The sequence below is a fragment of the Phaeobacter inhibens DSM 16374 genome (assembly GCF_000473105.1).
In the GTDB taxonomy this organism is placed as follows: Bacteria; Pseudomonadota; Alphaproteobacteria; order Rhodobacterales; family Rhodobacteraceae; genus Phaeobacter; species Phaeobacter inhibens.
This window is the reverse complement of the sequence record NZ_KI421498.1, coordinates 906557-919376: the sequence shown is the minus strand read 5'-3', so window position 1 is coordinate 919376 and position 12820 is coordinate 906557. Positions and strand designations below refer to the sequence as shown.

General features: G+C 58.0%; 15 protein-coding genes and 1 tRNA gene. 12 read left to right on the top strand and 4 right to left on the bottom strand.

From position 1 onward, the window contains the following. Window positions 1-68: 68 nt before the first annotated feature. Window positions 69-158, bottom strand: a tRNA-Ser gene (locus INHI_RS0108065). A gap of 119 nt (window positions 159-277) precedes the next feature. On the opposite strand from INHI_RS0108065, the gene INHI_RS0108060 reads away from it, so the two are divergent. From INHI_RS0108060 to INHI_RS0108030, 7 genes are all read left to right on the top strand, one after another. Beyond that, complete coding sequence (locus INHI_RS0108060) at window positions 278-1129, top strand: DUF2059 domain-containing protein (protein WP_027247324.1); 852 nt, start codon at window positions 278-280, stop codon at window positions 1127-1129. Between the two features lie 252 nt (window positions 1130-1381). Continuing rightward, the gene (locus tag INHI_RS0108055; RefSeq protein WP_014879989.1) at window positions 1382-1972 is read left to right on the top strand and encodes a 50S ribosomal protein L21; all 591 of its coding nucleotides are present in this window, start codon (window positions 1382-1384) and stop codon (window positions 1970-1972) included. Window positions 1973-1983: 11 nt separating this feature from the next. Then, window positions 1984-2253 carry a 50S ribosomal protein L27 gene (gene rpmA, locus INHI_RS0108050; RefSeq protein ID WP_014874659.1) on the top strand — a complete coding sequence of 90 codons (270 nt, stop codon included), beginning with the start codon at window positions 1984-1986 and terminating at the stop codon, window positions 2251-2253. A gap of 203 nt (window positions 2254-2456) precedes the next feature. Next, entirely contained in the window at window positions 2457-2996 is a 540-nt protein-coding gene (locus INHI_RS0108045) for a GNAT family N-acetyltransferase (RefSeq protein WP_014874660.1), read from the top strand. A gap of 110 nt (window positions 2997-3106) precedes the next feature. Continuing rightward, window positions 3107-4141, top strand: coding sequence for a GTPase ObgE (obgE, locus tag INHI_RS0108040; protein ID WP_014874661.1), 1035 nt, complete (start codon window positions 3107-3109; stop codon window positions 4139-4141). Beyond that, complete coding sequence (proB, locus tag INHI_RS0108035) at window positions 4129-5235, top strand: glutamate 5-kinase (protein ID WP_014879991.1); 1107 nt, start codon at window positions 4129-4131, stop codon at window positions 5233-5235. The genes obgE and proB overlap by 13 nt, the downstream gene beginning before the upstream one ends. A gap of 73 nt (window positions 5236-5308) precedes the next feature. Then, window positions 5309-6574 carry a glutamate-5-semialdehyde dehydrogenase gene (locus INHI_RS0108030; RefSeq protein WP_027247323.1) on the top strand — a complete coding sequence of 422 codons (1266 nt, stop codon included), beginning with the start codon at window positions 5309-5311 and terminating at the stop codon, window positions 6572-6574. A gap of 94 nt (window positions 6575-6668) precedes the next feature. Here the strand turns inward: INHI_RS0108030 and INHI_RS0108025 are convergent, their stop codons facing one another. Further along, window positions 6669-7265 (bottom strand): histidine phosphotransferase family protein, encoded by a 597-nt coding sequence (locus tag INHI_RS0108025; RefSeq protein WP_014879993.1) that lies wholly within the window; start codon window positions 7263-7265, stop codon window positions 6669-6671. Between the two features lie 29 nt (window positions 7266-7294). Here INHI_RS0108025 and INHI_RS0108020 point away from each other — a divergent pair, with 29 nt between their 5' ends. The 5 genes from INHI_RS0108020 (at window position 7295) to tsf (ending at window position 11121) form a co-directional block, all read left to right on the top strand. Then, complete coding sequence (locus INHI_RS0108020) at window positions 7295-7480, top strand: DUF3553 domain-containing protein (protein ID WP_014879994.1); 186 nt, start codon at window positions 7295-7297, stop codon at window positions 7478-7480. Between the two features lie 105 nt (window positions 7481-7585). After that, entirely contained in the window at window positions 7586-8347 is a 762-nt protein-coding gene (olsB, locus tag INHI_RS0108015) for an L-ornithine N(alpha)-acyltransferase (RefSeq protein WP_027247322.1), read from the top strand. After that, window positions 8344-9207 carry a lyso-ornithine lipid O-acyltransferase gene (gene olsA / locus INHI_RS0108010; RefSeq protein ID WP_027247321.1) on the top strand — a complete coding sequence of 288 codons (864 nt, stop codon included), beginning with the start codon at window positions 8344-8346 and terminating at the stop codon, window positions 9205-9207. The genes olsB and olsA overlap by 4 nt, the downstream gene beginning before the upstream one ends. Before the next feature lie 185 nt (window positions 9208-9392). Then, window positions 9393-10166: a 30S ribosomal protein S2 gene (gene rpsB, locus INHI_RS0108005; RefSeq protein ID WP_014874668.1), complete on the top strand. Its 774-nt coding sequence runs from the start codon at window positions 9393-9395 to the stop codon at window positions 10164-10166. Window positions 10167-10245: 79 nt separating this feature from the next. Then, window positions 10246-11121: a translation elongation factor Ts gene (tsf, locus tag INHI_RS0108000; protein WP_014874669.1), complete on the top strand. Its 876-nt coding sequence runs from the start codon at window positions 10246-10248 to the stop codon at window positions 11119-11121. Between the two features lie 454 nt (window positions 11122-11575). On the opposite strand, the gene INHI_RS0107995 is transcribed toward tsf, so the two are convergent. Together INHI_RS0107995 and aroQ are read right to left on the bottom strand one after the other, a co-directional pair. Next, window positions 11576-12331, bottom strand: a complete 756-nt coding sequence (locus INHI_RS0107995) for a LuxR family transcriptional regulator (RefSeq protein ID WP_014874670.1) — start codon at window positions 12329-12331, stop codon at window positions 11576-11578. Further along, entirely contained in the window at window positions 12328-12777 is a 450-nt protein-coding gene (gene aroQ / locus INHI_RS0107990) for a type II 3-dehydroquinate dehydratase (RefSeq protein ID WP_014879997.1), read from the bottom strand. Before aroQ ends, INHI_RS0107995 begins: the two co-directional genes overlap by 4 nt. Window positions 12778-12820 lie beyond the last annotated feature (43 nt).

The following is a 12820-nucleotide window of genomic DNA, read 5'->3' as shown; positions in this document are numbered from 1 at the left end:
ATGGTAGATAAGCCCGCCGCAATACTTGTCGGGCCACATCAGGAGTGATCATGTTTTTCAGGTAATAATGGCGGAGAGACAGGGATTCGAACCCTGGGTTCCCGTGAAGGAACAACGGTTTTCGAGACCGCCCCGTTCGACCACTCCGGCACCTCTCCGCGGGGGGTGAGAGGGCGTTTAAAGTGGAATTCGCAGGCGCGCAAGGGGGATTTTGCGCATTGAGCAGGAAAACGGATTTTTCATTGTCTCGCGCCGGAAAACGCTTAGGTTTCGGAGTATGATACAGCCCATGTCGTTCCGAACCCGTGTGATGCAAGCGCTCTTCAGTCTTGTTCTTGCATCGTTATTTGCAATCTCCGCCGCTCAGGCCGCAGAGCGGGGCAGGGTGCTCGCCTTTCTTGAGACCACTGGGTTTGACGTGGCGCTGGACAGTATAGCCCTGTCGGCCGAAATGGCGCCGGATATGCTGGGGGTGGATGCTGGCGACTTCGGTGTCGCCTGGGGGCGGCTGTCGCAGGATGTGTTTGACCGTCAGGAAATGCGCGAGATTGCACTCGGGATTTTGGAGGAAACGCTGGAAGAGGACGCGCTGGCCCATGCCGCTGAGTTCTACGCCAGCCCGCTGGGCGCGCGTCTGGTGCAGGCAGAGAATGCCTCGCATATGGTTGAGGATGATGAGACCAAGCAGCAGGCAGGGCTGCGCATCATCTCTGACTTGGTGGCCGAGGGCAGTGAGCGCCCGCAGCTGTTCCAGCGCATGGGGCAGGCAATCGATGCCGATGGCACAGGTGTGAAGGCGGTGCAGGAAATCCAGTTTCGGTTCCTGATGGCGGCGAGCGCCGCCGGTGTGATCGATCTGCAGCTGGACGCGGACGGGCTGCGCGCCTTTATGAAGGATCAGCAGGCCTCGACCCAGATGGCACTGCAGGCTGCAAATATGGCGGCGAATGCTTATACCTATCAGGCGTTCAGCGATGATGAGCTGCAAGAGTATATCGTGGCGCTGGAGCATCCGCTTATGCAGCGGGTTTATGAGTTGCTCAATGCAGTGACATTCGAAATTACTGCCAATCGTTTTGAGGTGCTGGCCTACCGGCTGAAAGAGCTGGAACCGGCGCGGGATCTCTGAGGCAGATAACTGCGCTGCGACCTTTAGACATCCGGTCGTCTATTCAGGCTGCATTGGCGATGACCGCCCAGGGTTGACAGCTCCTCCGTTTCGCCGCATAAGCCCGCATCCCGGCCCGGATTCTCTGTGCCGGGGTTTATTTGTCATACGCCCCCACGGGGCGCGCTGTTCGAGGTGGCCTTCGGGTCGAAACGCTGGACGCATCTGATGCGAAAGGGACCGTAGGACGCGGGTAGAAAAGGAAAGACGCATATGTTTGCGGTCCTCAAAACCGGCGGCAAGCAGTACAAAGTTCAGGCCGGCGATATGCTGCGCGTGGAAAAATTGGCTGCTGATGCTGGCGAAACAATCCAGTTCAACGACGTCCTGATGCTCGGTGGTGATGCACCGGTTGTGGGTGCGCCCTTTGTTGACGGTGCTGCGGTTCAGGCCGAAGTCGTCGATCAGATCAAAGGCGAGAAGGTCATTCACTTTGTGAAGCGCCGTCGTAAGCACTCCTCCAAGCGCACCAAGGGTCACCGTCAGAAGCTGACTCTGGTCAAGATCACCGAGATCCTGGCCTCCGGCGCTGACAAGTCCGGCGTGAAAGCTGCCAGCGGTCAGGGCGATGCGCCTGCTGCCAAAGCCGCTCCGGCTGCAAAAAAGGCTGCGCCTGCTGCCTCCGGTGACAACCTCACCGAGCTGACAGGTGTTGGTCCCGCCGCTGCCAAGAAGCTGGAAGAAGCCGGTCTGACCAGCTTTGCCCAGATCGCGGCCTTGTCGGATGCTGACATTGCTGCTATCGACGCGGTCAAAGTGAAGCCCGAATGGGTTGAGCAGGCCAAAGAATTGGCTAAAGGCTAAGGAGATAGACAATGGCACATAAGAAAGCTGGTGGTTCCTCACGTAACGGCCGCGACTCAGCCGGTCGCCGCCTTGGCGTGAAACTCTATGGTGGCCAAGCAGCCATCTCTGGCAACATCATCGTACGTCAGCGCGGCACCAAGTTTTGGCCGGGCGAAGGCGTTGGTCTGGGCAAAGATCACACCATCTTTGCAACCACGGACGGTGCTGTAACCTTCCACAAGGGCCTCAAGGGCCGCACCTTTATTTCGGTTCTGCCAGTGGCGGAGGCCGCTGAATAAGCCGAACCTGAAAGGTGAGACACAATCAGGGGATCGGCGACATCGCCGGTCCCTTTTTATTTTGTCCCGGTGGCAAAACCTAACCAGTTCTCAACGGCTTTGCGTTAGGGCAGGGCGCAACAGTTTGTTAAGGCCCCGCGGTTTTGTCCGGCAGCAATCCGGCAGCAAGATGAGTGTTGGTATTCTTCGAGAGGAGCAAGGGCATGAGTTTGGATCATAAAAGAACAGAACAGCCCGTGATCGATGCGGGGCGTTTTGTTCTGCGCCCGTTGCGCAAATCTGACGAGGGGCTGATTGCCCACTATGTCAGCGATGAACGCGTTGCCCGTATGACGACCGCTATTCCGCATCCGCTGCCACCCGGCGCGATTGAGGCTTTTGTTGCCCGCGCCCTGGACGAGGAACGCGAAGAAGATGTCTGGGCCATTGATGGCACCGCAGACGGTGGCGAAGAGCTGAAGGGCATTATCAGCCTCAAACGGCTTGATCGCGACCAGAGCGAAGTCGGCTATTGGATTGCCCCGGTGTTTTGGAACAATGGCCTCGCCTCAGACGCGTTGCGCGCTTTGGTCGAAACCAATCCGCAAGGGTGCAACGCGCTCTTTGCCAGCGCGTTTCAGGATAACCCGGCCTCCGCACGTGTGCTGACCCATTGCGGGTTTGAGTATCTTGGCGATGCGGAGACCTTTTCCGTGGCGCGCGATGCAACCGTACCAACATGGACCTACAGCCGAAAACTGTGATTGGCGCGCCGCGCGGTTTGCGTTAAGTCGGGGCAGTAAGCCCCGGCACCGTCGGTACGCCCCCTCTTATCCCTCCGCCCTTGGCGGCAGGTCATCAGCAAGGAGCTGACATGAAATTCCTCGATCTGGCCAAAGTCTACATTCGCTCCGGCGCGGGCGGGAACGGCTGCGTCAGCTTTCGCCGTGAAAAGTTTATGGAATATGGCGGTCCCGACGGTGGCGACGGTGGTCGTGGTGGTTCCGTCTGGGTTGAGGTGACCGAGGGGCTGAATACGCTGATTGATTTCCGCTATCAGCAGCACTTCTTTGCCAAGAATGGTCAGTCCGGCATGGGCCGTCAGCGCACCGGCAAGGATGGCGATGACATCATTCTGCGCGTTCCCGTTGGAACCGAGATTATGGATGAAGATCAGGAAACGGTTCTGGCTGACCTCACAGAGGTGGGCGAACGCTTCCTTTTGGCCAAGGGCGGTAACGGCGGCTTTGGTAACCTGCATTTCAAAAGTGCAACAAACCAAGCGCCACGACGTGCCAATTCCGGTCAGGATGCAATTGAACGGACCATCTGGCTTCGCTTGAAGCTGATCGCCGATGTCGGTCTTTTGGGGTTGCCGAACGCGGGCAAGTCGACTTTTCTGTCGGCCACATCCAATGCGCGACCCAAGATCGCTGATTATCCGTTTACCACATTGCACCCAAATCTCGGCGTTGTGGGTATTGACGGGGTTGAATTTGTTGTCGCCGACATTCCCGGTCTGATTGCTGGTGCCCATGAAGGGCGTGGTATTGGGGATCGGTTCCTGGGCCATGTCGAACGCTGTGCGGTCCTGTTGCATCTGGTCGATGGCACCTCAGAGACGGTTGCCGAGGATTACCAGACGATCATCAATGAGCTGGAGGCCTATGGCGGCGAGCTGGCGGAGAAGCCCCGTATCACGGCGCTGAACAAGATCGACTCGCTGGACGACGAGGAACGCGCAGAGGCAAAGGCCGCACTTGAGGCTGCCGTGGGTGGGCCTGTCTTTATGATGTCAGGTGTCAGCCGCGAAGGTCTGAACGAGGTGTTGCGGTCCATGCGGACCCAGATCGACGAAGATCGCCTGCGTCAGCAGCCCCAAGAGGAGCAGGACACGTGGCAACCCTGACCGACGCCCAGCGTATCGTTGTTAAAATCGGGTCCGCCCTTTTGGTGGACCGGACAAGCGGTGCATTGCGGGCGGATTGGTTGCGGGCCTTGGCGGCGGATGTCGCCTGGTTGAAATCCATGGGCAAGGATGTGATCCTTGTCTCATCCGGCTCTATCGCGTTGGGCCGTCGGGTGCTGGGGCTGGCGGCACAGGAGCTGCCGTTGGAACAGTCACAGGCAGCGGCGGCCGTCGGTCAAATCCGGCTTGCAGGCGCTTATGAGGAGGCGCTCGCCCCGCATGAGATCACCACCGCACAGGTGCTGGTCACATTGGAAGACAGCGCGGATCGACGTCGCTATCTGAATTCCCGCGCCACATTGGAGACTCTCATTGGCCTTGGCGTTGTGCCCATCGTCAATGAAAACGACACCATCGCCACAGATGAAATCCGCTATGGTGATAACGATCGGCTGGCGGCGCAGGTGGCGGTGACGGTTGGCGCGGATGCGCTTATTCTGCTGTCGGATGTTGATGGGTTCTACACCGCCAACCCTGTGTTGGATCCGACGGCCCGGCGCTATGACATCATTGACCGGATTACGCCCGAGATCGAGGCAATGGCGGGGGACGGTGTCTCAGGCCTTTCCAAAGGTGGTATGATCACCAAATTGCTGGCGGCCAAAATGGCGACGGCGGCGGGCTGCGCTATGGCCATCACCGAAGGTTCGCCCAATAATCCATTGAAGTTGCTTGAAAATGGCGCGCCTTCCACGTGGTTCACCGCGCAGGATGATCCGCAGGTTGCGCGCAAGCGCTGGATCGCGGCAATGAAGACGCGCGGTGTGGTCGCTGTGGATGAAGGCGCAGCACGGGCGCTCGGCTCCGGCAAAAGCCTTTTGCCAGCTGGCATCCGACATATCGAAGGAGACTTTGGCCGCGGTGACCCGCTGGCCATCCTGGGTCCAGACGGGAGAAAACTGGGGCAGGGGCTCAGCCGGTATACGGCTGAAGAGGCTTCTGCCATCAAAGGGTGCCAGTCGACCGAGATCGAGGCAATCCTTGGCTATGCAGGCCGCGCGGCTGTCATCCACCGTGATGATATGGCGCTGTAGCTGCAATCCATGTTAGGGCTGACCCCGCCTGACCACCAGATGTGTCAAAAGGGGCTACAAAGGGTTTCAACGAATGAATGAGACACAAGACATTGCTGCACTGATGGGTGACATCGGCAAACGTGCAAAGCAAGCCGCCGCAAAACTGGCGACTGCCACTGCTGAACGCAAAGCCGATGCTCTGAATGCCGCCGCGGATGCGGTTTGGGACGCTCGGGCAGAGATATTGGCAGCCAATGCCAAGGATCTCGATTTTGGTCGCAATAAGGGGCTATCGCCCGCCATGATGGACCGGCTGGCGCTGGATGAGGACAGGATTTCCGGTATCGTCGCCGGGTTACGCGCGGTTGCCGCGCAACCTGATCCCGTGGGAGAGGTCTTGGCCGAATGGTCACAACCGTCCGGGTTGGACATTCAGCGTGTGCGCACCCCACTTGGGGTGATCGGCGTGATCTACGAAAGCCGCCCCAATGTGACAGCGGATGCCGGCGCGCTATGCCTCAAATCGGGCAATGCGGTGATCCTTCGGGGCGGATCGGAGAGCTTTTATTCCAGTCAGGCCATTCATGGCTGTTTGGCTGCGGGCCTGCGTGCCGCCGACCTGCCCGAGGACGCCATTCAGCTGGTGCCGACACGTGACCGGGCTGCGGTTCAGGAACTGCTCACCATGACCGATACGGTTGATGTGATTGTTCCGCGTGGCGGTAAGGGGTTGGTCGGTTTGGTCCAGCGCGAGGCGCGGGTGCCGGTCTTTGCACATTTGGAAGGGATCGTTCACATCTACCTCGACAAAGATGCAGATCCGCAAAAGGCGCTGGAGATCGTATTGAACGCGAAAACCCGCCGGACCGGTATCTGTGGGGCTGCGGAATGTTTGTTGATCCACCGCGATATCGCCGAGACAATCGGCCGCGACGTGCTGACTGCGCTGGCGACAGCAGGGGTGGAAATCCGGGCTGAGGCTGGTTTGCCTGGGCCGGATGGCATGACCGCCGCCACAAGCGCAGATTGGGGCTGTGAATATCTGGATGCCATCATCGCAGCCAAACAGGTTGATGATATTGACGCTGCGATTGACCATATCCGTACCCATCATTCGCAGCATACCGATTGCATCATCACCGAGAACGATAGCGCTGTGGCGCAGTTTTTTGCTGAGCTGGATAGCGCGATCCTGATGCACAATGCCTCAACCCAGTTTGCCGATGGTGGTGAATTTGGCATGGGAGCAGAGATCGGCATTGCGACGGGTAAGATGCATGCACGCGGCCCTGTCGGGGCGGCGCAACTCACCAGCTTTAAATATCTGGTGCGTGGCCATGGCGCTCTGCGCAGCTAAAGATCAAGAACCGGTCTGACATTAAAAAAGCGCTGCAAGTGGTTGCAGCGCTTTCATTATATTCAGCGGTAAGTCCGGATCAGCAGCGGCCAGACTAAAAATGGACGGTGACGCGTTCCAGGGTCTGTTCCACACGGACCGTGCGGCCCAGATCTTTTGCAGCTTCCGGCAACATGGCGAATTGAACCAGCGCGGGTGTCACCGTTGTCGAGGAGGTGCCGCCGCTGACCCGCGCCCAGAGATCATCATCAATATTCAGCTTGCTGCCTTCGCCAATGACGGTCCATTTGCCATCTGCACAGAGGATCTTGACCGTGCCGCCATAGGGCAGGCCGGTTTCCAGGCACAGCGCCGCGAGGAAGGCGAGCCGCACCTCTGTCCGGCTGGAGGCCTCCTGCGGGGCCCATTGATATTTCAACCGGCCCCCTTTGCCGATATCTTCGAGGACGGACACCACTTCGGCACGGCTAATCTGCTGATCGCTGGCCGCGCCAAAAGCAATCCGGAAGAACCGGATACGGGCATTGGCATTGGCCACACTGTCGGAGATCAGCTCCAGCTCGGGGCCGGACATATCCCCAGACATTCCAAGCAGTTCCAGCCCGTTGTTGATCGCGCCGATCGGGCTGATCAGGTCGTGGCAAATGCGCGACCCTATCAAAGCCGCGAGATTAGCGTTATCTACTGACATATCTTTCCTCCGAAGTGGGCCCCTCACGCATGAACGACCTTAACGCTATACTTGCCCCTGGCATGTTCGTGACCCATCCCGACCACCCCGAGTGGGGCACCGGGCAGGTCCAGTCCAATGCTGCCGGCAAGATCACCGTGAATTTCCCCGATCAGGGTAAGGTGGTGTTCAACGGCGCTCAGGTGGCCCTTATTCCAGTCTTTGATCCGTCATAAGCGTTGATGAACGGTTAACGCCTGTTCACCAATTTGAACGAAACTTGCACATGCCGTGCCTTATAGGCTAGCTGCACGCAAGGCAAACCATTGTTGAGCAAGGTCATGGGCGGCAGTTCTCCTGCGTTTCAGGTCAAACTGGCACAGACATCGGCGGATTTACGCGCGGCGCAGGCGCTGCGATACGAGGTCTTTGTCATCGAGCTGGGCGGTGGTGGCGCTTTGGTGGATCACGATGTCAGGTTGGAGCGGGATCATTTTGACGCGTACTGCGATCACCTGCTGCTCTGGGATCTTGAGCGCGACAGGGTCGTTGGTGTGTATCGCTTGCTGCGTAGCGATCAGGCCCTGCGGGCTGGGCATTTTTATTCTGAGGGGGAATATGATCTCTCGAAGTTGACAGCTTCGGGTCGTAGGCTGTTGGAACTAGGGCGATCCTGCCTGCATCCTGATTACCGCGGCGGCACGGCCATGTTCCATCTGTGGTCCGCATTGGCAGACTATGTGGCGGAGCATGATATTGAGATCCTGTTTGGTGTCGCAAGCTTCCATGGGACCGAGATCACTCCCTTAGCGAATGCGCTGTCGATGCTCTATCACAACCACCTGGCACCTGAGGCGCTACGCCCGGTCGCGCGGGAATATCAGTCGATGGACCTGATCGCAGCAGAGGATTTGAACCGCCGTCAGGCGATGCTGGACACCCCGGCCCTGATCAAAGCCTATCTGCGTCTTGGCGGCTGCGTCGGAGAAGGCGCGTTTGTTGATCATGAGTTCAATACCACCGATGTCTGCCTTGTGCTCGACACTGCGCGGATGAATGCGCGGCAAAAGCGGATCTATGGCGCAGGGCGGAGCACCACATGAGTACCTGGGAAGGCGGAGACGCCGCGCCTCCGATTGAGATCACCGCTATGGGGTGGTTGCGGGTTGTTGCACGCGGATTGGTGCTGGGGACATTGGTTTTTGGCGGGTTGCTAATCCTATTGTTGGTTCGTCTGGTCGAACGTCCTCTTTGCGGCTTGAACCGCCCCGTCACGCCCTTCATCACGCAGTGGGTCTGCCGCAATGCGTTTCGCGTCCTGGGTATGAGGTTTCGCACCAAGGGGGCCTTAATGACCAACCGCGGCGCGGTGGTGGCGAACCACACATCGTGGCTGGATATCTTTGCCCTGAATGCGCGCAAACGGATTTACTTTGTCTCCAAGGTCGAGGTTGCCGGCTGGCCTGGTATTGGATGGCTGGCGCGCGCAACCGGCACGGTTTTTATCAAGCGGGACGCGAGGGAGGCGCGGAAACAGACGGCGGTGTTTCAGAAACGTCTGCTTCTGGGCCATAAGTTGTTGTTCTTCCCAGAAGGTACATCGACCGACGGTTTGCGGGTCTTGCCGTTTAAAACCACTCTTTTTGCGGCGTTTTTCCATCCCGAACTGCGCGATCACATTTCGATCCAGCCCGTGTCTGTCGTGTTCCTCCCCCCCAATGGCGAAGAGCCACGTTTCTACGGCTGGTGGGGAGACATGGAATTCGGCCCGCATCTGTTGAAAACCCTTGCGGCACCGCGCCAGGGCCAGGTTGTTCTGCACTATCATGATCCGCTTCAGGTGTCTGACTTTCCAGACCGCAAAGCTCTGGCCGCCGCTTGCGAGGCTGAGGTCAGGGCGGGACATACCACGCTTCGGTCGGGCGATGTGCCCCCAAACGGGCAGGATACCGCTATAACCTAAGTGGCGCATGGGGTGGCGGTCAGACTTTTGCTCTTGCGCAATCCCAAGCGCTGGCATATACGCGCGCCATTCAATCCGCAGGTGGGGATTGGCCTGACCGGGGGAGACATCCCCGGCAGACCGCCGGTTGGAGCATTCGCTCTGAGACCCCCGCCGAGGCACGAAACCGGAAAAGGAAAAGATACATGGCTCTTCCCGAGTTCTCCATGCGTCAGCTGCTTGAGGCAGGCGTACACTTTGGTCACCAAACCCAGCGCTGGAATCCGCGTATGTCGCCGTTCATCTACGGCTCGCGCAATGGCATTCACATTCTGGACCTGACCCAGACAGTTCCGATGCTCGACGCAGCTCTGAATGCTGTTCGTGACACCGTCGCAAAAGGCGGCCGCGTTCTGTTCGTCGGCACCAAGCGTCAGGCGGCTCAGCCAATCGCAGATGCTGCTGAGAAATCCGCTCAGTACTTCATGAACCACCGCTGGCTCGGCGGCACGCTGACCAACTGGAAAACAGTTTCCCAGTCGATCAACCGTCTGAAGGAAATCGACGAGAAAATGGCGTCCGGCGCCGAAGGCCTGACCAAGAAAGAGCGTCTGGGCATGGAGCGTGACCAGCTGAAACTGGAAGCGTCCCTCGGTGGTATCCGTGATATGGGCGGCGTTCCTGACCTGCTGTTCGTCATCGACGTGAAAAAAGAAGCGCTGGCCATCGCCGAAGCCAACAAACTGGGTATTCCGGTTGTGGCCATCGTCGACACCAACTGCTCGCCCGATGGTGTTGACTACATCATCCCCGGTAACGACGACGCAGCGCGCGCGATTGCGCTCTACTGTGATCTGGTTGCTCGCGCAGCTCTGGACGGCATGTCCGCTCAGCTGGGTGCGGCAGGCGTTGATCTCGGCGCACTGGAAGATGCACCGGTTGAAGAAGCCGTTGCTGAAGAAGCTGCTGCCGAAGCCTGATCCGTCCCGTCACGGAACTGACATGAGGGGCAGGGTATCACCTGCCCCAAATCCGTTTTTGAATTGAGGAGAGCCTAAGATGGCAATTACCGCATCCATGGTTAAGGAACTGCGCGACAGCACCGGCGCAGGCATGATGGACGCCAAGAAGGCGTTGACCGAAACCAATGGCGACATGGAAGCCGCCGTTGATTGGCTGCGCACCAAGGGTCTGGCCAAAGCGGCCAAAAAATCCGGTCGTACAGCTGCAGAAGGCCTGGTCGCTGTGGTCGTCGAGGGCAACAAAGGTGTTGCTGTCGAAGTGAACTCGGAAACCGACTTTGTCGGCAAAAACGCTGAATTCCAGGAAATGGTTTCCGGCATCGCCAAGACCGCTGTGAACGTTGCTGACGTTGACGCGCTGCTGGCGGCTGACATGGGCGGCAAGACTGTTGCTGACACGCTGACCGACAAAATCGCCACCATTGGCGAGAACATGAATGTCCGCCGCATGGCGTCGCTCGAAGGCGACACCGTTGTGTCCTACGTGCACAACGCTGCGACTGCCGGCATGGGCAAAATTGGTGTTCTGGTTGCCATGAACGGTGGTGACGAGGCGATCGGCAAGCAGGTTGCGATGCACATCGCCGCTGTAAACCCCGCCGCGCTGAGCGAAGCTGAGCTGGACGCCTCGGTTGTCGAGAAAGAAAAGCAGGTCCAGATGGACATCGCCCGCGAATCCGGCAAGCCGGAGCAGGTGATCGAGAAGATGATCGTCGGCCGCATGAAGAAATTCGTCGCCGAAGCAACCCTGCTGAACCAGCAGTTTGTTGTGAACCCTGACCTGACCGTTGAAGAAGCCGCCAAAGAAGCAGGCGCGACCATCACTGGTTTTGTTCGCCTGGAAGTGGGCGAAGGCATCGAAGTCGAAAAAGAAGACTTCGCCGCTGAGGTTGCCAAGGCCGCACAGGGCTAATCCTGTCCGAGCTGCGCTCGTTTGAGCAATGGGAAGGCCGGTGAAGCGATCGCTTCATCGGCCTTTTTCTTTGCGCTGACGCGCAGGCGCTGCGTTGGTCTCGGATCAATCTGAAGGGCTACGTGGGGCGATGGAGCGGCCTTGTAACATCATGATACGTATCTGAGGTTGAAAATGTTGAGGGGCGCTGCTGTTTTGCAGAGCCCCTCAGAATATCCCGGCGCTGGCGCGGAACAATACACGCAGCGACCGGACAGGTTAGAGAGCCTTGAAATCCCAAGGGTCATGCCCTGCGCCGTCCCAGGCCAAAGCCCCACTCACGGAACATTGTGACTGTGCATGTAATTCGCGCATTCTGGAAGTAATGAATTCCATACCCAATTATGAAAAATAGGTTAATGGATTTGCAAAAGATACGTTAAACAATCTATGGAATGTATATTTTTTGATTTTATCAATTTTCCATAACGTACATCTGGTTGTGAAGAGCGGCCTTGAGGACCGCATGGGCTGTTGTTTCGACAGCGAGGGCCTCACGTGCGAGACGCAGGTGTTTTTCTACGGTTGCGGGTGTCAGCCCCATCAGCAATGCGATGTCCTGGGTGGTTTTACCGTCGCCAACCCATTGTAATGCCTCACGCTGACGTTTTGTCAGGCCACGGTTCGGTGGATCGTAGGGCATAGTCAGGATTTTCAGATGCGCGACATTGTTCATCAATATGATGTCATGCCCGTCCTTCGCCCAGATCTCATCAACGTCATCCTGGCTCAGATCTTCCTCAGCCGCGAGTGAGATTGCCCCTTTGAAGCGCTGAGAGGCTGAATAGAAACTTACCGTATAGCCAGCCCGCACGCCCATGGCCTTGTTAAAATCGATAACTTTCTGCGCCTGCGGTGTCAGCGTTTGCTGCGCCAGTTGCTCCTGCACCATCCGCCAGCTGCCGGCCCCTTCGTTGTTTAGTGCCCATTGCAGCATGGGGGCGTCGAAATAGAGACCGGAATTGACAAACCCCTGTACATATTCCGCGCAATGGTTTGAAAGGATGACGAAATCTTCCGGATCGCCCAGTGAGGTTTTGGTTTTGTGGCGCGTATAGCCGTAGATCAGCCGATCAAACCGATAGGCCTTCATCTGCTCGACATGCTCCAGCCACAACTCCTCAAGCGTCCGTGCGCCACACAGAAAGTTGAGATAGGCCCGAAGTTTCATCCCGCGTTGTCTTCGTCCAGATGGGCGCGGAGCGCGTCCAGTGCCATAATATATCCCTGCGCGCCAAAGCCGCAGATCTGTCCCAGTGCCGCACGCGATAGATAAGAGCGGTGGCGAAAATCTTCACGCGCATGGATGTTTGAGAGGTGAACCTCAACCACGGGCAGCTCAATGGAGAAAATCGCGTCCATCAGCGCAATTGAGGTATGAGTATAGGCGCCTGCATTTAGGATCACACCGGCGTAAACGCCGCGCGCGCCATGCAGCGCGTCAAGCAGGGCCCCCTCATGGTTCGATTGTTCGCATCTCACGGAGAGGCCAATGGAGTGCCCGTGTTCAACACAACGCTGTTCGACCATGGCGAGTGTCTCGCGGCCATAGACCTCAGGTTGACGGGTGCCAAGCAGGTTGAGATTGGGTCCGTTCAAAACCAGGATGTTGTGCATATCGATATCCACTTGCTCTTAAGATGCCCTGGCCGTCAGCGTT

Coding starts and splice junctions, on each gene's coding strand:
- tsf (WP_014874669.1), top strand. CDS start 10,246: ATGGCAATTACCGCATCCATGGTTAAGGAACTGCGCGACAGCACCGGC.
- INHI_RS0108045 (WP_014874660.1), top strand. CDS start 2,457: ATGAGTTTGGATCATAAAAGAACAGAACAGCCCGTGATCGATGCGGGG.
- rpmA (WP_014874659.1), top strand. CDS start 1,984: ATGGCACATAAGAAAGCTGGTGGTTCCTCACGTAACGGCCGCGACTCA.
- obgE (WP_014874661.1), top strand. CDS start 3,107: ATGAAATTCCTCGATCTGGCCAAAGTCTACATTCGCTCCGGCGCGGGC.
- olsA (WP_027247321.1), top strand. CDS start 8,344: ATGAGTACCTGGGAAGGCGGAGACGCCGCGCCTCCGATTGAGATCACC.
- INHI_RS0108025 (WP_014879993.1), bottom strand. CDS start 7,265: ATGTCAGTAGATAACGCTAATCTCGCGGCTTTGATAGGGTCGCGCATT.
- INHI_RS0108055 (WP_014879989.1), top strand. CDS start 1,382: ATGTTTGCGGTCCTCAAAACCGGCGGCAAGCAGTACAAAGTTCAGGCC.
- olsB (WP_027247322.1), top strand. CDS start 7,586: ATGGGCGGCAGTTCTCCTGCGTTTCAGGTCAAACTGGCACAGACATCG.
- INHI_RS0107995 (WP_014874670.1), bottom strand. CDS start 12,331: ATGAAACTTCGGGCCTATCTCAACTTTCTGTGTGGCGCACGGACGCTT.
- INHI_RS0108060 (WP_027247324.1), top strand. CDS start 278: ATGATACAGCCCATGTCGTTCCGAACCCGTGTGATGCAAGCGCTCTTC.
- aroQ (WP_014879997.1), bottom strand. CDS start 12,777: ATGCACAACATCCTGGTTTTGAACGGACCCAATCTCAACCTGCTTGGC.
- rpsB (WP_014874668.1), top strand. CDS start 9,393: ATGGCTCTTCCCGAGTTCTCCATGCGTCAGCTGCTTGAGGCAGGCGTA.
- INHI_RS0108020 (WP_014879994.1), top strand. CDS start 7,295: ATGAACGACCTTAACGCTATACTTGCCCCTGGCATGTTCGTGACCCAT.
- INHI_RS0108030 (WP_027247323.1), top strand. CDS start 5,309: ATGAATGAGACACAAGACATTGCTGCACTGATGGGTGACATCGGCAAA.